At 57.4% G+C, this 18,169-nt stretch carries 14 protein-coding genes; 6 read left to right on the top strand and 8 right to left on the bottom strand.

The features are described 5' to 3' along the window. The first annotated feature begins 112 nt into the window (after positions 1-112). The gene (locus Q1A53_RS10615; RefSeq protein WP_299966125.1) at positions 113-1,453 is read left to right on the top strand and encodes a hypothetical protein; all 1,341 of its coding nucleotides are present in this window, start codon (positions 113-115) and stop codon (positions 1,451-1,453) included. A gap of 1 nt (position 1,454) precedes the next feature. On the opposite strand, the gene Q1A53_RS10610 is transcribed toward Q1A53_RS10615, so the two are convergent. Together Q1A53_RS10610 and Q1A53_RS10605 are read right to left on the bottom strand one after the other, a co-directional pair. Further along, complete coding sequence (locus Q1A53_RS10610; protein ID WP_299966122.1) at positions 1,455-2,849, bottom strand: aminotransferase class III-fold pyridoxal phosphate-dependent enzyme; 1,395 nt, start codon at positions 2,847-2,849, stop codon at positions 1,455-1,457. 157 nt (positions 2,850-3,006) lie between these two features. Next, positions 3,007-5,037: a DEAD/DEAH box helicase gene (locus Q1A53_RS10605; protein ID WP_299966119.1), complete on the bottom strand. Its 2,031-nt coding sequence runs from the start codon at positions 5,035-5,037 to the stop codon at positions 3,007-3,009. A gap of 617 nt (positions 5,038-5,654) precedes the next feature. Between Q1A53_RS10605 and Q1A53_RS10600 the strand changes: the two genes are divergently transcribed. From Q1A53_RS10600 to Q1A53_RS10590, 3 genes are all read left to right on the top strand, one after another. Continuing rightward, positions 5,655-6,098, top strand: a complete 444-nt coding sequence (locus Q1A53_RS10600) for a hypothetical protein (RefSeq protein ID WP_299966117.1) — start codon at positions 5,655-5,657, stop codon at positions 6,096-6,098. Next, positions 6,095-7,351, top strand: coding sequence for a relaxase (locus tag Q1A53_RS10595; protein ID WP_299966114.1), 1,257 nt, complete (start codon positions 6,095-6,097; stop codon positions 7,349-7,351). Before Q1A53_RS10600 ends, Q1A53_RS10595 begins: the two co-directional genes overlap by 4 nt. A gap of 145 nt (positions 7,352-7,496) precedes the next feature. Further along, entirely contained in the window at positions 7,497-9,644 is a 2,148-nt protein-coding gene (locus Q1A53_RS10590) for a P-loop NTPase fold protein (RefSeq protein WP_299966112.1), read from the top strand. A 124-nt stretch (positions 9,645-9,768) separates the two neighbouring features. Here Q1A53_RS10590 and Q1A53_RS10585 read toward each other — a convergent pair whose 3' ends face one another. Next, positions 9,769-10,668, bottom strand: a complete 900-nt coding sequence (locus Q1A53_RS10585) for a hypothetical protein (RefSeq protein ID WP_299966110.1) — start codon at positions 10,666-10,668, stop codon at positions 9,769-9,771. 505 nt (positions 10,669-11,173) lie between these two features. Between Q1A53_RS10585 and Q1A53_RS10580 the strand changes: the two genes are divergently transcribed. Continuing rightward, a complete protein-coding gene (locus tag Q1A53_RS10580; protein WP_299966107.1) occupies positions 11,174-11,353 on the top strand; it encodes a hypothetical protein in 180 nt (59 codons plus the stop codon). A gap of 15 nt (positions 11,354-11,368) precedes the next feature. On the opposite strand, the gene Q1A53_RS10575 is transcribed toward Q1A53_RS10580, so the two are convergent. The 4 genes from Q1A53_RS10575 to Q1A53_RS10560 all read right to left on the bottom strand — a co-directional run bounded on the left by Q1A53_RS10575 (position 11,369) and on the right by Q1A53_RS10560 (position 15,697). Continuing rightward, positions 11,369-12,073: a thermonuclease family protein gene (locus Q1A53_RS10575; protein ID WP_299966105.1), complete on the bottom strand. Its 705-nt coding sequence runs from the start codon at positions 12,071-12,073 to the stop codon at positions 11,369-11,371. 29 nt (positions 12,074-12,102) lie between these two features. Then, positions 12,103-13,041, bottom strand: coding sequence for a DNA repair protein RadC (gene radC / locus Q1A53_RS10570; RefSeq protein ID WP_299966103.1), 939 nt, complete (start codon positions 13,039-13,041; stop codon positions 12,103-12,105). Positions 13,042-13,267: 226 nt separating this feature from the next. Next, positions 13,268-14,974: a ParB/RepB/Spo0J family partition protein gene (locus Q1A53_RS10565; RefSeq protein ID WP_299966101.1), complete on the bottom strand. Its 1,707-nt coding sequence runs from the start codon at positions 14,972-14,974 to the stop codon at positions 13,268-13,270. A gap of 93 nt (positions 14,975-15,067) precedes the next feature. Then, positions 15,068-15,697, bottom strand: a complete 630-nt coding sequence (locus tag Q1A53_RS10560) for an antirestriction protein ArdA (RefSeq protein ID WP_299966099.1) — start codon at positions 15,695-15,697, stop codon at positions 15,068-15,070. A gap of 334 nt (positions 15,698-16,031) precedes the next feature. Between Q1A53_RS10560 and Q1A53_RS10555 the strand changes: the two genes are divergently transcribed. Beyond that, positions 16,032-16,379, top strand: coding sequence for an H-NS histone family protein (locus Q1A53_RS10555; RefSeq protein ID WP_299966096.1), 348 nt, complete (start codon positions 16,032-16,034; stop codon positions 16,377-16,379). A gap of 305 nt (positions 16,380-16,684) precedes the next feature. On the opposite strand, the gene Q1A53_RS10550 is transcribed toward Q1A53_RS10555, so the two are convergent. Next, positions 16,685-18,025: an IS1182 family transposase gene (locus tag Q1A53_RS10550; RefSeq protein WP_299966093.1), complete on the bottom strand. Its 1,341-nt coding sequence runs from the start codon at positions 18,023-18,025 to the stop codon at positions 16,685-16,687. Between the last annotated feature and the right edge of the window lie 144 nt (positions 18,026-18,169).

Raw genomic sequence — 18,169 nt, 5'->3', positions numbered from 1 at the left:
ACCGGTTCCACCGCGCCCATGGGTCCGTGCGGGAACCCGCCGATTTGATTTCGGCTTTGGCGCCGTGCGGGCCTGTGGCAAGGTGCGCGCAGCAATGGAACAGCGGGGGGCCATGTCACGTCATCTTTCGTTCTGGATCGGCGTCTTCGCGGCCTTTTTGGTCAGCGTGCCTGTCGCGGTAGGCGCCTGGGGTGTAACGAAAGGCTTCGTCGAGAACTGGGTCGCGATCATTTTCAGCGTGATCGTGACGCTTGTGGCCGTGCTGGTCATTGTGTTGCTTTTCCGCGGTCAGATCCTGCGGCGGCTGACGGGGCGGGCGGAGGCGAGCGTGGAGGAGATCTCCTCGACCCTGATCTCGGGCGTGTCGGCGGCCATGGCGCAGGACCGGGCCGCTGCCGAGCAGGCGGCGGACAAGCTCGCCCGGGTGACGCTGGGCTGGTACGCCTGGTCGAACCTTTATCGTTGGGTGATCGGGACGGCGTTGGCGTTGCTGCTGGCATTTGCGTCCTTCACGGGAACCGTGCTGCTCTTTGAGCAGATCGCCAAGCTGGAAGAGCAGACGCAGGTGATGCAGAAGCAGCAGGAGCTGATGGCCGCACAGACCGGGTTCATGGAGGCGCAGACCCAGCGGTTGCAGGAGCAGACCGAAGCCGCGGCGATGCAGAATGAGATCATGACGCTGAGCCTGGTGAACCAGCTGCGCGATCAGATGCTGGCGTCGATCGAGACCCAACCCTTGGGGGACTGGCTACGGTCATTCGGGTTGGCAGGCGTGGATGAGCCGATTGTGAGCTATGTGACGGAGCGCGAGGCCTGCGGGCTCGGGTTCAATCAGGATCACTTGCTGCACTCGCAACCTAGCACGGCGACGCTGGGTGCTATCATTGAGCTGACAAAGAGCGATGCCTTAGGCGGGCGGGTCGTCGACGCATTGCGGCTATTGACGCAGGATCGGAACGGGGGTGTGGTCTTGGGCGCGCTACTCATTCTGGATAAGATCGGCCAGCCTTATCTGGAGAGTGAAGTGCATCTGCGCAGCGTGATGATCACCGATCCTGTGTTTTTGAGCAATCAGGCGTATCGACTCGTATTTCAGGCCTCGTATGTGCCAGCTCTGTTCTGCGGGGCGTGCCATGTCCATGTCGGAACGTCGGTCTTTTTCAAACGCAGGCAACATTCGTTGTCGGGTTTCGGGAACGTCTTTACCCGCCCGGACCCGGAAAAACCTCTGAATGGGATAACCGTGCTACACCGCGCCGATGTCATCCCACCAGACTGGACCGGTGTTCGACTAAACAAAGGCCCCCATTTTTCTGATGATTTCAGCGCATGGCTCACACAGCAAGAGCCTGGACCAGTTTGCCAAGAACTCGTGTCCTTAGCTCGGATCAACCCTTTGATAACACCGATGGCGCCAGGGGCGTCCCCCGCGCAGGGCGCGGAGGACAGATAGCTTAGCCGAAGACGCGGGTCAGGGCACTGTCGACCGCAGAACAGATCTGGTCGATGTCGTCCTTTGTGGCGATCAGTGCGGGCGAGAAGCACAGTGTGTTGTTCTTGCCCGGCAGGGAGCGGTTGGTGGCGCCGATGACCACCGCCTGCTTCATGCAGTCGCCGACCACGGCCTGGACCATTTTCTCGGCGGCGGGTTCGCGGGTGGCGCGATCTGCCACCAGTTCCGCCCCGACGAACAGGCCCTTGCCGCGCACGTCACCGATCACGGCGTGCTTGTCCTTGAGCTCATGCAGCTTGTCGAGCATGTAGGCGCCCATGCGGTTGGTGTTGCCCAGCAGATCCTCATCCTCGATGATCCGCATGTTCTCCAGTGCCGCGGCAGGCCCGGCGGTGCAGCCGCCAAAGGTGGAGATGTCGCGGAAGTAGTTCATGTGATCCGACGCATCGTCCTTGAACATGTCAAAGACTTCGTTGGTGGTGGCGAGGCAGGAGATCGCCGCATAGCCCGAGGCCACGCCTTTCGCCATGGTCACCATGTCGGGCTGGACGCCGTAGTGCTGATAGCCGAACCATTCGCCCGTGCGGCCCACGCCGCAGACGACCTCGTCGATGTGCAGCAGGATGTCGTATTTTTTGCAGATCTCCTGCACACGCTGCCAATAACCCTCTGGCGGGACGATCACGCCGCCGCCTGCGGTCACCGGCTCAAGGCAGATCGCCCCCACGGTGTCGGGGCCTTCGCGCAGGATGACCTCTTCGATCTGGTTGGCGGCCCATTCGCCGTAGTTCGCCTCCGGCGCGCCGTCCTGTTCGTGCTTGCGGTACTCCAGACAGTGGGGCACGCGCACGAAACCGGGCGTGTAGGGGCCGTATTGCGCATTGCGCTCGTCCTGACCGCCCGCCGACAGGCACGCGATGGTGGTGCCGTGGTAGTCGCGGTCGCGGTAGAGGATCTTGTGCTTCTTGCCACCGTAGCGCTTGTGCGCGATCTGGCGCACCATCTTGAAGGCTTTCTCATTCGCCTCGGAGCCGGAGTTGGCATAATAGATCCGGTCGAGCCCGGGCATCTTAGTCAGCAGTTTCTCGGCAAAGAGCGCCCCGGGGATCGAGCCCACAGTGCCGCCAAAGAAGTTCATCTTGACGATGGCATCGCGCACCGCGTCGCCCATGGTCTCGCGGCCGTAGCCCACATTGACGGTCCAGACGCCACCCGAGACCGCATCGATGTGTTCGACGCCGTGCTGGTCCCAGACGCGCAGGCCCTTGCCTTCGATGATGATCTTGGGGTCCGCGCCGGTAAAAAACGGCTGGTGCTGGATCAGGTGGTGCCAAACATTCGCGCGGTCTGCCTCGACAACGCGGCTGAGGTCGTTCTCGTTGAAATTGCCGTCCATGGGTCAGACCTTTCTGTTGAGCGTGAAATGAAAGCCGGGCGATACACGCGGTGCGCCCGTATTCGCGCCTTATGACTGTTTTTCCGCACGCGCCAGTAGGGCCAGCGACATCCCAATCATAGCGCCAGAATCAGGGTCGCGACAAGGGCAGGGCCGTCTAGCCCTTGCGCCGGGGCGTTGCATTGGGGCCTTTGCCGCTTCGACGGGCATTGGTCGCCGGTTTGCCGCGCTTGTGCGGGGGCACAAAGCGTTTGGAGGGGTCGGCGGCCCGTTTGCGGCTGGCGTCGGGTGTGCCTGCGGGCTTTGCCCTCGGTTTCTTGCCCTCAGGTTTCTTCTGGCCCGCCTGTTTGTGCCCTGCCGGATCCGCGCCTGCCGAAGCGTCCCGCGTCGCGGCGTCGGCGGCCTGCCGGCGCGGTTCAGTCCAGACCGCCTTGGCCCGTCCCTTTGATTTTGGTGCGCCCGCCGTGGCACCCTCCGGCCCGGTCGCGGATGATTTCGGTTGTGGCCTGGCACCGGGTTTCATGGGCGACCGCTCGGTCTTGTGAGATTTCGGCGGGCGCTTGCCCTTGGGGGCCGCGGCGGGTTTGTAGGGCTTCGGCTGCGGAGGTTTGCCGCGCGGGGCGGTCTCGAAACTGGGCGGGGCATCGAGGCGGGTCAGGGTCAGCCCTTCTTCCAGCGCGATACCGTTCAGGGCATCGGCGCGGTCGGCGCGCACCTCGACGAAGCTTTGCTCGGACTGGATGCGAATCGCGCCGATGTCGTCCTTGGTCAGATCGCTGGGGCGGCAGATCATCGGCAGGATCCGGCGCGGTTCGGCGCCCGCGTTCCGACCCTGGTTGAGCGAGAACCACACCGATGGTCCAAAGGCCTGCCGGGGGGCGGTGTCGCGCGCATCGGGGTCGCCAAGCTCCTCCGGGGCGGCGCGCTGCGACTGTGCGAGGCTGACGAAGGCCGCGGCCAGTTGCTCCGGCGTAAAGCGGTCCGCGAGGCTTGTGACAAGGCTTTGCTGGGCGTCCGGCACCGGGGCGTTCCACGCGGGATCCTCCAGCATGCGGGTCTCGTCCTCGGCGTAGACCTCTGCCGCTGAGGGCGGTGTCCCCCAGTCCGCGGAGAGCTTGGCCCACCCCAGCAGCCGGTTGGCCTTGGCCCGTTGCTTGGGCGGAACGATCAGCGCCGAGACGCCTTTACGCCCGGCGCGGCCGGTGCGGCCCGACCGGTGCAGCAGCGTGTCGGCGTTGGAGGGCAGATCGGCGTGGATCACCAGCGCGAGATCCGGCAGGTCGATGCCGCGGGCGGCCACGTCGGTGGCCACACAGACCCGGGCACGCCCGTCGCGCAGCGCCTGCAGCGCGTTGCTGCGTTCCGATTGTGTCAACTCACCGGAGAGCGCCACAACAGGAAACCGACGGTTTGTCAGTCGGGCGGTCATGCGCGCGACCGCCGCGCGGGTGTTGCAGAAAATGATCGCGTTCTGTGCCTCATAATAGCGCAGCACGTTGATGATTGCGTTGTCGATGTCACGCGGATGGGTCAGCAGCGCGCGGTAGGCGATGTCGGCGTGCTGCCGTGCGGGCCCCGCAACCGAGATCCGCTGGACATCGCGCTGGTACCGCTCCGCCAGCTTGGCGATGGCCGCTGGAACAGTGGCAGAGAACATGAGCGTGCGCCGGTCCTGCGGGGTCTCGGACAGGATCGTTTCCAGCTCTTCGCGGAACCCCATGTCCAGCATTTCATCGGCTTCGTCCAGGACCACCGCACGCACGGCAGAGAGGTCGATGTTGCCGCGATTGATATGGTCACACAGCCGTCCCGGCGTTGCCACCACAACATGCGCCCCCCGTTCCAGCGCGCGACGTTCGGTGCGGCTGTCCATCCCGCCCACGCAGGAGGTGACGGTGGCGCCTGCTTTGGCGAAAAGCCAGCCCAGCTCTCGCTGAACCTGCAGGGCCAGTTCCCGTGTGGGTGCGATGATCAGCGCAAGGGGGGCGGCCGCAGGGCCGAACTGGGCTGCGTCCTCCAGCAGGGTCGGCGCGATGGCGAGGCCGAAGCCCACCGTCTTGCCGGAGCCCGTCTGAGCGGAGACGAGCAGATCGGCCGTATTGAGGCCGGGGTCGGTGACGGCCTCCTGCACGGGTGTCAGGCTGTCATAGCCACGTTCTTGCAGGGCGTCGGTCAGGGTCTGGATCACGGGGGCCGTCCTTTGGCTGGGCGCACGGGGGGCGCGCCGGGGTTGCGCTGGCCTTATGCTGCCCGGCGGGCGGAGTCGATGGGTAGGGCGCTCTTGGTTGACAGCGGTGCGGGTTTCGCGCGCGGTGGCTTTGACGATCGTCCCCGACTTTTGCGACGCCGCACGCCCAAGTGTCGCGCCGTGGATCGCACATACGCGCCACCGGACGGGCCGAGGGATGTACGAGCTCACCTCCGTTAGATCGGAATACGGTGGCTCACCATATGTTTTTGAATCTGTCTCCCGTGCCTGACCGACGTCGGATGTGATATAGGATTGTCGCTTCTGTCCGAAGCGACTGTTGCGCGGATGATGAGAGAAAACTAGAACCAAGCGCTTTCATCGCTTCTTCGAAACGACTGCCGCATGACACCATTGTGCCGAGCTTGGTCGCTACTGTCCGAAGCGACTGTGGTGCGCTTACGGGGAGAAAGCTCGAACACCTTTTTTGAAACACTAGCAGATTGGGAAGAACAACTCAAAGGCTTTGAATTTCACATAAATTTGGAGCCGGGCGGTCAAGAATGCGAGGAGAGTAGTCTTGCATCGGCGGCTTTGGCTTCACCCGAGGTGCAGCCATGAGGAACCTTCCAGCATCGAAAAAGCTGGTGGGTGCTTTTGAGGGCGCTGGCCAGCCATCAGCAAAGCCTAAGAAGAAGCGTCTGGCACCGCTGTCTCTTCGCTTGAACGAGGAAGAACGTGCTGCCTTAGAAGAAGCTGCCGCAGGGGTTTCGCTCAATCGCTACGTGAAGAGCCAGATCTTCAAAGGTGGTCAAAAACCAAAGCCATCAGCCAAGGCCCTGCCAGTCCGTGATCATGCAGCACTTGCGCAGGTCTTGGGCATGCTGGGTGCTATGGAAGCAGCCAGCAGTCTAAGAGAGCTGGCTAAGGCGGCTCAAGCAGGAGCACTGCCTGTAACGCCGGAGACCGAAGAAGAACTCGTGAATGCCTGCGCCGCCGTTCTGGCAATCAAAGCGGAAGTCATGCGCGCGCTCAGGTATGAAGACACGGACGCATCATGATCCTGAATGGCAACCAGCGTGGTGGCGGATTGAAGCTGGCTGCTCACCTATGCAACGTGATGGAGAACGATCACGTTGAGCTACACGAATTGCGAGGCTTCGTGTCTGAGACGATGCGTGGCGCGATGCAAGAAGCAGAGGCCATCGCCAAAGGTACGCAGTGCAAACAGTTCCTGTTTTCACTCAGTCTCAATCCACCCGAGACAGAGAATGTGCCTGTAGCCGCTTTTGAAACCGCCATATCCACTGCGGAAGAACGTCTCGGTCTTACGGGTCAACCTCGCGCGATTGTCTTCCATGAGAAGAACGGTCGGCGTCATGCCCATGTGGTTTGGTCGCGGATTGACGTGAAAGAGATGAAAGCGATCAACCTGCCCTTTTATCACAACCGCCTGACCGAACTCTCAAAGGATCTGTTTCTGGAACATCACTGGCGATTGCCTAAAGGGCTGCGGGACAGGGAGAACCGCAACCCGACTAACTTCACGCTCGCAGAATGGCAGCAGGCAAAACGGGCGAAGAAAGATCCACGCGACATCAAGCGTGTCTTCCGGGAAGCGTGGCAATGCTCAGATGATGCGGCGTCATTCGCAAGTGCGCTGGAAGAGAAAGGCTTCTACCTGGCCAGAGGTGATCGGCGTGGCTACGTCGCGGTTGACGTTCAAGGGGAGGTCTATGCCGTTCCAAAATGGACAGGAGTAAAGACAAAGGATGTAAGAGAAAAGCTGGGCAAGCCCGATGGCTATGCCAGTGTCGAAGAGACTAACGCCAAAATTGCAAGTCAGATGAACACAACCCTCTCTCGTTGGGACGAGGACTTGGCAAGGCAAGCGGAGGCACTCTCTCGTAGCCAAGCCAAAGAGAAAGCGCGCCTTAAGGAACAGCAAAAGCACGAACGGCAGAAGCTCAAGACCCGTTTGAACCAACGCCGCGAGGCAGAAGCGCGTATGCGTCAATCTATGTTCCGGCGGGGCCTAAGTGGCCTCTGGGACCGACTACTTGGTGAGCACGGACGCATTCGGCACGAGAACGAACAGGCTGCCTGGCAGGCGCATCTCCGCGACCAAAACCAAAGTGATGATCTCATTTTCCGGCATCTTGAAGAACGTCGCCACCTTAAACGATCCAACCAGCGAGAGCAGGATCACTTGCAAGCGCAAGCCCAAGCCTTGAGCCAAGATCGAGAACGCTTCGATTGGTCAAGAAGTCATGAGCAACTTGACCGAACGCAACAACCGGCTTTTGATAGGTAATGCTTCCGGTCACGTCGTCGTTGAGATCCAAGTAGATGGATCTAGACGCCTTGTATCTTTTTTCTGTCGTGGGCATTGCGGCAATGCCTGTGTCCGGCAAAAGTGTGATTGAACGACGGAGCAGAAAAAGGACACCCTAAATCTAATGATTGGTGATCTACCGCTTGATAACGAAGAAAGTGACCGACTTGGCTTTGGGGCCATCGCAGACCAACTCGCGAAGGCATTTCTCCAAAATGACCTAACGGATGGATTTGTCATTGGTGTAGAAGGTCCGTGGGGGTCGGGAAAGTCATCTCTTGTAAGTCTCGCGCTGAACCGACTTTCTAATGAGGAAAACGGCCCAGACGTGATCAGATTTGAACCCTGGCTGATCGGAGGGCGAGACGAGCTTCTGCGACAACTATTTATTCAACTCGAACCTGCTGTGGTTAAGCTCGCTCCAAGTGATGCGAATGACGATGTTAGAAAGCTGCTGCGAAGCTATGCTCAGGTATCGTCCGGTCTGGCTACACTCACAGATGCTGCCGGGTTGCTTGGTTTGCCGTGGGCTGAGCGTATAGCGCGTTTTGCTCGGTTAAGTGGCTCGCGCGCATCCGAGCTCGCAAATCAGTCTTTGAGTGAGCTTCGTCAAAAACTTCGATCTCAACTTGAGAAGCTGCGTCGCCCTATTGTCGTATTTATAGATGATTTAGATCGGCTGGAACCGAATGAGGCAGCAGAAGTCCTTAGGCTCGTTCGGGCAGTGGCTGATTTTCCGAATGTTGGCTATATTCTGGCCTATGATCCAACGGTCCTTGCACATGCTCTTGAAAAGTCGGTTAGCATACCGGATGGGAAATCCTACCTAGAAAAGATAGTTCAAGCATCTTTCCGCGTTCCGTTGACGCAGCATTTTGACCTACAGAATTGGCTTTCAAGTGAAGTGGAGGAACTGGTTGCTGGTAGAGTTTTAACTGAAGATCAGAAAAGCAGGCTCAGTACGGTCATGGAAAGCTGGGTAAATGGACATCTCGCGACACCCCGCGATGTCGTGAGGGTCCTCAACTTTCTTAGACTCAACTGGCTGCCAATGATTGATCAGGTGGACCCGGCAGACGCTGTTTTCCTACAGATCGTGCGTACCAAAAAACCAAAGCTCTACGATTGGATTGAACAGTATGTTTTCAGTCTCTCGGCAATCGGAGACTGGGGAATGATCACTCCAAACGCAAACGTTCACATGGGCAAGAAACTTCTTGAGGTGATCGACGCAGAGGGTGAGGAGGTGAAAAGACTGATCCTTGCTCTTCAAGAGCATCTAACGGGAATAGATGCTTACTCGCTGTACCAAAAGGACAAAGAATTTAAAGTCTTCTCAGGCTTTACGCAGGATGAGCGTCAGCGGCTTGCCTCGAACATGCGACTTGCTAGCCCTATGCACTTCCGCCTTTATTTTTCGTTTTCGAGCCCGTCGGGGGCGATAAGCGACGCGGAGGTTCGGGATTTCTTGTCATTGTGCGCCAATGACCGAACAGCGGCAGAATCAGAGTTCAGCGCGCTTATTGCGGAGCGGCGGCCACAAGGTGGTCGAATGGCAGAGGTGATGCTCTACAGACTACAATCTCATAGAGATCAGATTTCATCTGAGCAAGTGATTGGACTGTTTCTGGTACTTGGGCACCATATGGACGAACTTGCAAAGGTTGCAATCGCGCAATTGGGATATCCTGATCTACTACGCGGCGACAAGCGACAAGTTTTTGGACTTCTGGAGCGTGTCGATCCCTCAAAGCGAGTGGAGCTGATCCGCACCATATTCTCAACAGCGCCGTCTCTTGCTTGGTTGACGGGAATAATTCGAAGTTCGACGTTCGCGCATGGCATTTATGGCGAGGAAGCTCAACCCGAAGACAAGCGTTTGTTGACCGCGGAGGAGATGGAGTGCGCGACAACAGTATACCTAAAGCGGCTATCGCTTGCTGATACCGAGACCTTACTCGCGACGCCCCACTTCCTATCCCTGATGTATGCTTGGTTGCAACTCGGTGATAGAAAGGAGGTCTTCGCGTGGTTGGAACGAAACACCGAGACGGACGAAGAGTTTTTGAATGTATTAAGCAAGATGACCAGCTTGATTGACTCTTCCAATGAGGGCATCCGACATAGACTTAAGACTCTCACCTTGGAGCACTTTTTTGGTGAATGGCGTGAAGTAGAAGAGCGGCTCAAGGCTATTTCTGATGATGGATCTGTGGCCTCTGAGAAAAGAGTTCTTGCACGAGAATTGCTCGACGGGATTGACGATACTTAGCGTTTGAACGGTAGGCGTCGGTTGAGCCCGGTCGGATTTGGATCGCGTTGCGCGAGCGTAAAACATAGATGACGGCAAAGCCTCACACATTGTTGCGTCAGACGCGACGTGATTTGATTTCGAATCAATAGCTGTATCGATTTGAAGCGGCGGAGTAGCGCATGATAGTGTCTCGGTTACAGACTAGGTCTCGAACTCCATCGCTAGATGTTTCCAAGACACCCACGCGCGTGCAACCCGTTGAAGTTTCAATCATCCCTTTCGCAGATGCGTGAATCTCACAAACAATCAGTCCCCACCGTTCCCACCAAGAACAGACCATCGTGTCTTGCTCATTGTCGAGATCGACATCAATACCAACCGAAATCGTTTGGGATTTCGAAATGGCATACTTCTCGAAGTCCGTAGCAAACAGCTCGACCAGACTTGGAACGTAAGCTGTAGCTACGCCGTTTTCTATTTGCACCAATTCGCCGTCAGCAATTTCGAAAACATTCATTGTAGAACTGGTTTCTGTACCGCCCATACCGCTTACGACGCTGTCGACCCTAAATCGGGTCTTCGTGCCGCGAGTTGTCAGCTCTGGGTCATTCCAACTCCAAAAATCATCATGTGTTAAATCCTTAAAGACTCCATTACCAAAATACGATAAGACGCCAAAACTAGGAGGACAACAGTTTCCGCCAGATGACCAACTGTACAACAGATCTGTGTGACCATTGTTGTCGAAATCGCCTGTCGCAATCTCAAAAGTCAATCCGGCGTCCGGCTTGAGTGCGACATAGGGAATTCCATCGACTGTCGCAATAACCTGGCTTTCATATCCACCAATACTCTGAATTTCATAGGTGATCTCAGATTTTAGGGGCCGCTTTTGCTCACCATTGAAGCAGGTGATGGTCACCGAACCACTAGAGTTAAGAATATTTGGACTACAGTCGCCTGTGGAGATTTGGCCCTGCGCAAACGCCATTGGCACGACGAGAAAGAACGGAAAAAATACACTAGCAAGATACTTCAACATCACCATGGTTCTCCGAAATATTGGGGCTACAATCCCCCTTCGTGGTTTGGGTAGGCTCTCTGTTTGGGTTTTTGGATAGGTTTTCGTGCCAGAAAGCTGAAGCTATAGCTAGAGTTGCCAAAACGGCGAAGCACGCGATCACATACTGCCATTTTTCTAAGTGTGGTTTTGATCGGCTGGGCGACATTTTGATCAAACTTGACTGCGTGTATGTAAGCTGTTGGTAGGAAGTAAAAGTACTATGTTTGGTGCACTCTAAGGTGGATAGTCTGCTAACGTCTAGTCTTAGAAGGTCTTGTGTGTGTGCTTCTCACATCGACCGCCATGACTTCAGACATTGTACTTGGGGCCACGGCGGTCGCGAAGGGCTCCGACAGCCCTTCGGGCATTTCAGATATCGATTTAGCGATATCTGTCCGATGGTCTAGGCAAGTTTGCCCTTTCTGCCGGTGAAGCCGGGCGTAAAAATATTGTTGATTCACAATATCTTGTGGTAAATTCCTGGATGGAAAAATTATATGAAGAATGTGATCGCGAACTTGCTAGTTTGAAAGCGGAATGGGATGCCCTGATGCCAGACCAGCAGGAATATGAGCGATGGGAGTACGAGTATCATGTTGTCAGCTCGTACTATGATGCTTTCGACCACCAGTTTCATCCGATTTTCGCGGGTTTGTGTGACTGATGCGGCCGACTAACCTTACCTTCCTGCCACAGGCCGCCATCCCGCGGCGAGCGCCTGGGCCTCATCGCAGAACCAGCGCTCTCCGGCGTCGGTATCGATCTTGGTGTTGGTGTAGTTCGGTGACCAGGGTGTGTGGTATATCTTCTGCTTGTCTTTGCTGGAGCTGATATTGCCCTTGATTGGACAACGACCATCTGGGGCCTCGGCTAGTGCTCTGTTCCATTTGTCGTCGCGGAAGTCCCACGGTGTTTGCGTCTCAGCCTGCCAGATACCAATGCCTCTAGCCCGCGCCGTACTTTCTAGCGACACATAGTCATCACTGTATTCTGTGAAGGCCCAAGCGAGACCCTCTTCGATCAGGGTTCGCGCGATGTCCTCACCGCCGACTTCGCAGCGGGAGATGATCCGACCATAGGGATCGCGGCTGAGCGCTGCGCAGGCGATGTCCTGATCTGCGACGAGATCTGTGAGCCGATTGATCGCAGCGGTGCCACAACGCCACGTCTCGCCGTCTTTGGCGTTACAACGCTGTCCCTTTTCGGGCGCGTCAATACCGTGCAGTCGGATGAGGAGTGGTCCGATCTCAAGGGTATCACCATCGAAGATGCTTAGAGCCCCACGAACCGTGATGGATTGCGCGCCTTCAGGGGTTGGCTCTGCATGAGCGGGCGTGTGCGCCATGACCATTGCCATGGCGAACCTACAGAACAGCGATGTCATGACCCTCAATGCGCGCGGGACCAGCACCGCTACTCAATCAGTCCTGCAGCTTTGAAGGAGTACTCCTCCTCTTTGCCGATCACGACATGGTCATGGACCTTTACACCGATGGTGTTGCAGGCGGCACCGACATCTTCCGTCATTAATACATCAGAGGGGCTCGGTGACGGATCACCTGAAGGATGGTTGTGCACCAAGATGATGGCACTGGCATTGAGTTCCAGTGCGCGCTTTGCGACCTCGCGTGGATAGACGGGAACATGATCGACCGTGCCCTTGGCCTGTTCTTCATCTGCAATCAGCACGTTTTTGCGGTCTAAGAACAGAATGCGGAACTGCTCGGTCTCGCGGTGTGCCATTGAGGTTCGGCAATAGGTGATGAGATCGTCCCAATTGGAGACAATGTCACGTTGCAAGACCTTTGCCTGTCCCATGCGTTGCGCAAAGGCCTCGGCCACCCGCAGGTGGTAGTAGACCCAGCGGTTTGCACCTGCGACTTGCAGGATACGGTGCTCTGAGGCGGCGATGACGCCGTTAAGGTCACCGAACGTCGACAATAACCGCTTGGCCAGCGGTTTCACATCAATGCGCGGGATCGCGTTGAAAAGCAGCAGTTCGAGCAGCTCATACTCCGGCATCGGTTCATGCCCACCCGAAAGGAAGCGTTTGCGCAACCGATCTCGATGACCCCAATAGTGCGGAACCTCGTCGCCGTTGTGATCTGTCACCAGACCACCACCTGCAGAAGCCTCTTCTGACAAGCGCTCGGTACGTCTGTAGCCCGGTGTGAAGGCCGGTTTGGTTTCCACACCAGGGGGCGGTGAGCGGGCATCCAGATCTTTGAGACCACGCAAAGCATCCTCCGAAAATCCCGCCTCTTGGGACGGCGCGCGCTTCTTACGCGGCAGAGGGTGTGAGACTAGAGACTTGATCACTCTTGCCGGGCCGGAGGTAAAAAGTTCAGACATGATGAAACTCTTGAACTGATGCGCGGTGCGTGCTCCAGCGCGCAACGTCGCGCAGTCATGGTTAAATTTCAGTTAATGCGCGAATGCCTGGACATCTTACATGCCGATGCCTGTCCTGTTTCATTTCCTGCACAGCTAAGCGCGAAGGCCCGCTCGGGTCCTTCGCGCGATTTTTTCAGATCTGGGAACGCTGCGCCCTACCAGTCTGGCGGGCGCAGCGACACTCCTATGTCTTCTTGTAGATCTTGCTGACGGTGTTCCAAAGCTGCTCCGCCCGTAGACCGCCCTTGTCGGTGTAGCCTTTCATGGGGAAGCCTATATAGCCTGGCTGCCAGTTCTTTACCTTCGCAGGACGCGAACCTTCGAGGCAGGCCTTGATCACGGATTTCTGAACGTTGGCGGTTGAGGTGATGTGCTGGGCAGCGATGTCCTTACCTGCGACCTCGCCGACTATGGCGTTGATGGCCTGCTTGTCGCGCAAGAGGTCAAAGAACGCCTCGTCAGGTGACCAGTCGTTGGCCAAAGAGACACCAAGCGCTTTGCCCAAGACCTCCACCATGGCGCTGTCCGCTGAGAGGCACTCTGCGCTGACGAAGGTCAGGATGGTCATGACCTCGTCGTCACCAAGATCGCAGAGCTTGCGAAAAATGCGGTGCAGATCGCGCCCTGCGCCATAATCCTCACGGCGCGGCACCACGGTCTGGCCAGCTTCCAGTGGCAAGTCCAGAAGCTTGGCAATATCTGAGCGTGCCTCGGTAAAGCGCTGCTGCGCCTTGTTGGTCGCAAGGCTGTCCCGAACGGCCTCCTTACCCGCTTTCTGCGGCTCGGCCTGAACAGACCAGAGGGCGGAGCCTGCAATCATCTGCGCAACTGCCAGACGAAGCGCGATGCCTTGATGGGCGAGAAGGTTTTCCCGCACGGCGGCATGACGGTGCAATGCGAGGTAGTTCTGCATGGCGGCGGTCAGTTCGGGCTTTGCAGGTTTGTCAGCGCTCTTGTTTGACCGCGCAGTGATTTCTTTGCGGGAGAGCTGGCCTTCATAGAAGGTGACCTCGCCCGAATGCGCGACATGCACATAGACCTTGCCGCCGTCTTCCTTTGCCGTGGTCACATAGTCCCATGACGGGAAGTATTCGCCGACGTCGAGAACAACCACTTCTGTCCAGCCTTCGGCGAGATAGGCGTCCTTGGCTTTGGCGATGGCGGTATTCTGCAACATCCAAAAGGCCTCGCTATCACCGAAGTAGCTATCTTCGCCAAACAGATCGGAGAGTATGCTGGCCTTATAGTCGTCCAGATCAAAGAGCGCGGCATCGGTCTTGATCTCCGCACCACCAAAGAGCCAGCACTTGAGGCGGTAGCCCTCGGGGGCGTGGTTATCGTCGCTCTTGAACAGACGCAGCCAGTCTCTTTGCTGAGTCTTGGTCGCCATAGTGAGCAAGCGCAGGGTCTCGGGCGCGATGTCGCCTTTCTGATAGGCGCTCAGGATTTGCGGAATGATCCCCGCAATCGCCAGACGTTGAGTGACCAGCCGCGTGGTGATGCCAAACCGTGCGGCAATGTCCTCGGTGCTCATGCCCTGTTTCGAGAGGGCGGCAAAGGCCTTGTACTGGTCGATTTCATCCATGGGGAGACGGGCGAGGTTCTCGGCGAGGGAAGCCTCGATAGCCTGCGCATCTTCGCCTTCCTCCATGATCATGCAGGGCACGGGCGGCGTGTCGTCCTGCTCTGATGCGAGGGTCTTGAGCGCATAATAGCGGCGCTGACCTGCGACGATTTCAAAGCCATTCTCTGTGGCGCGCACCAATAATGGCTGCAAGAGGCCGTGGGCACGGATGCTGGGCAGAAGATCGCCTGCCTGCTTACCGCCGCGTTTGCGCACGTTCAGTTTGGCGGGGGTGAGGTCATCGAGGGGAATATGGTTGAGTTGCATGATGTGTTTCCTTTCATTGCTTGGGGTGAGTTCGTGCGACAGGCGCACGCCGAAGCCGCATTTGCCGTGCGACTTGGGGCTGCGCCGCCGCGCTCACCCCGCTCGCCAGACGAGCCGCTGCCCCGCAATCATGGCTTCCGTGTACTCGACGCTCAGATCACGGGCGAAGGCGTCATAATCGAAGTACGGCAGGAGATTGTCGGGGATATCGCCGAGGAGGCCGTCATCAACGAATTGATGGGCAAGCTCTCTCAGGCCGTCCGCAGGATAGATGTCGATATCGTAGTCAGCGGGGTCTTTGTCAGGCTCGAAGCTGTAGCCGCTTTCCGCTACTGCGATAATGACAAGGGTTTTTTGCCAGTCTTCCCACGCCGTACAGCATTCCAGATACGCCGCATAGTTCGCTTGGCTGAGACCGATGGCACTGGCAAGAGCACAGTCGATGTCGTCACCGTCGATGAACTGGATTTCAAACTCTTCGATGGGGTCTCCATGATCGTTGCGCAGGGCAGCAACTCTAACGCGGAACTCCTCCGCATCTTCGAAGTAAAATCCGCTGGCTGTGATGTCATAGGGTTGGGCATGAAGTTGAGGCATGATTATCTCGCTTTCTTTTTGAGGTTTCTTTCGCAGCCCTTCCAAAAGGCCGCGCTTGAACCTCTGCCCAGCGGCGAGCGTCCTGCTAAAACAAACAAGGAAAACCGCGCTCGAAGAGCGCGCCAATATCAGGACGTCTCGATCAAAGGCCGGGGACGGGGCAACAGGTTTTGTGGGGGACCGTTTAGGCGTTTCCGAAACGGCCACGTTTCGGCGAAAACGCCTTACGGGTAAAACCTGTTGCGCCGCAGCCGGAGGCGTCGCCGGATTTGATGTAAGCTGAAAGACAGGTTCCAAGCGTGGGTACACCCACGCGAAAAAAGGTGTCAGCGGCCAAGCCGCTGTCCAGTCTCATTCATACGAGCAACTGCCATTACTAATGGCCCTAAGTTATTCGCCTTGAACTCCAAAAGAGACCTGGCTAAAGCACTGAATAAGTAACCCGAGAAAGTATGCAGAAATGGCACTTAATCTGAAGAATAAATCCCGCAAAGATCTCACCAAAATCATTGCGGATGCTGAGAAGCAGTTGAAGAAGTTGGAAGCGCAGGAGAAGAAACAGGCTCTTGCAGCAGCTGTCAAAGCAGCCAAGCAGCACGGCTTTGATCTTACAGAGATCGTGCAAACAGCAAAGCCGGTTAAGCGTTCAGCTCAAAGATCCAAGCCTAAGGCACCGGCAAAGCCAAAGTATGCCCACCCGGAAAATCCGGCACTCACCTGGTCTGGCAGAGGTCGCCAGCCTGCCTGGTTTAAGGAAGCGGTTGCAGCGGGCAAGAAACCGGAAGAGCTAGCCATAAAGAAGGGGTGAGGTTTCTGAGGTATCCAGTTATTTGCTCTACTCAAAGCAATAGTGCGGTAGCTGTCGCGAAGGCATAAATCGCACCTTTTTGTCGTCTTCAGCCCGTAGCGGACATTGGAAATGGACGATGGAGCGGGCAAGGTGCGGGGCTTTGTGTGAATCGCTGCGATTCAGCCAGGCCGAATACGGTCGATTTAGGTGAAAAACTCGACCTACTAGATGTTGTGTTTGACCGACGCGCGGTCTCTCAACTCGCTGTAATCGCGGTCAAAGGCAGTGTTTTTGGCAGTTGCCGATTACTGGTTTAGCGAACCTCAGCACGGGACCATTTTGGCAAGACGTTTTAGGTTCTGGGCGGTGGCGGCGAGGAGGAATTCTTCGTTGGCTCCTTTGAGGCCTCGGAGCCGGAGGCGTTTGAAGCCGAGATGCCGTTTCAGGTGGGCGAACAACATCTCGACTTTCTTTCGTCGTCGTCGGCTCTCGTCATAGGCGGCCGTGTCGCGCAGATCGCGAACGGCCTGCCGCGCTTCTTCATCCATGTGGCGCGTGACCGTTCTGAACGGCGCGTCTGTGCAGGCCTTTTTGATCGGGCATGCGCCGCAGGTGTCCTTCCCTGCAAAGTAGCTCTTGATCCGGTCGGCCTGCTTTATCCGCCGCAGCGGCATCTCATGGCCTTCAAGGCAGGTGTAGCTGTCGCGCTCTGGGTCATATTGGAAATGGCTGATGTCGTATTTGCCCTTGGTCTGATGCTGACGATCCAGCACCGGCACATGCGGCGTGACTTCACGCTTCAGGAGCCAGGCCAGGAACGGGCCGGTGCCGTATGACCCATCTGCCGCCACCCGATCCGGGCGGAAGTCATGGCGGTCACGGCTGCGGTCGAGCATGGCCTTCGCCGCGACGATTTCCTGGCTGAGCCGGGCGGGCGTGGCCTCGACATCGACGATGATGCCATGATCGGTGTCGACCAGGTAGTTGGTCTCGTAGCTGAACCGGCCAGGGCCGTCCTTCAGCGACCATGCCGCTTCTGGATCGATCTCTGAGATATACTTGGGCGGCTTCTTCTTCGGGCCGGATTGTACCGTGCCTTCGGCGTCGGCCAGCTTTTCCAGATATTCAGCCACCGGGCGCTGCACCTGTTCCTGCCGCGACCAGATTCTTTGAATCGCGTCCGGCGCATCCTTACGATCCCGGTTGGCATCCGCCTCGATGGTGCTGCCGTCGATGGCCGCGTCCGTGCCGCCGACAATGCCGAAGCCGATGCACTTCTCGACCACGCTCTCGAAGAGGCGACGCAGCACATCGCCATTGGCAAAGCGACCATGGCGGTTCTTGGAAAAGGTTGAGCGATCCGGCAACTGGCCTTCCAGGCCCAACTTGCAGAACCACCGATACGCCAGATTGAGGTGAACCTCCTCGACAAGCCGTCGCTCGGACCGGATGCCGTACAAATAGCCAATCAGCAGCATGCGCAGCATCAGCTCGGGATCGACAGACGGGCGGCCTGTATGGCTGTAGAGCGCAGCCAGCTCCTGGCGGATCGCGTCGAAGTCCAACAGCCAATCGATCCGGCGCAACAGATGACCTTGGGGAACATGATCCTCGATCCGGAACCGATAAAACAGTTTCTCCTGCGTCTCCAGCCGTCCCATCATCGCTCGATCCTCCTCGCCAATATGACAAGTGAATCAGTCGGTTGGGCCTCGATCAAGGCCGGAGTTGTTCAATCAGCATCGGCCATTGTAGGCACACAGATTGTGGCAGGGGGGTGTCTTCGCAGTGTGGGATAAACTTGCCGT

The organism is uncultured Roseobacter sp. (assembly GCF_947496515.1).
In the GTDB taxonomy this organism is placed as follows: domain Bacteria; phylum Pseudomonadota; class Alphaproteobacteria; order Rhodobacterales; family Rhodobacteraceae; genus Roseobacter.
This window is presented reverse-complemented; position numbering and strand designations above follow the sequence as displayed.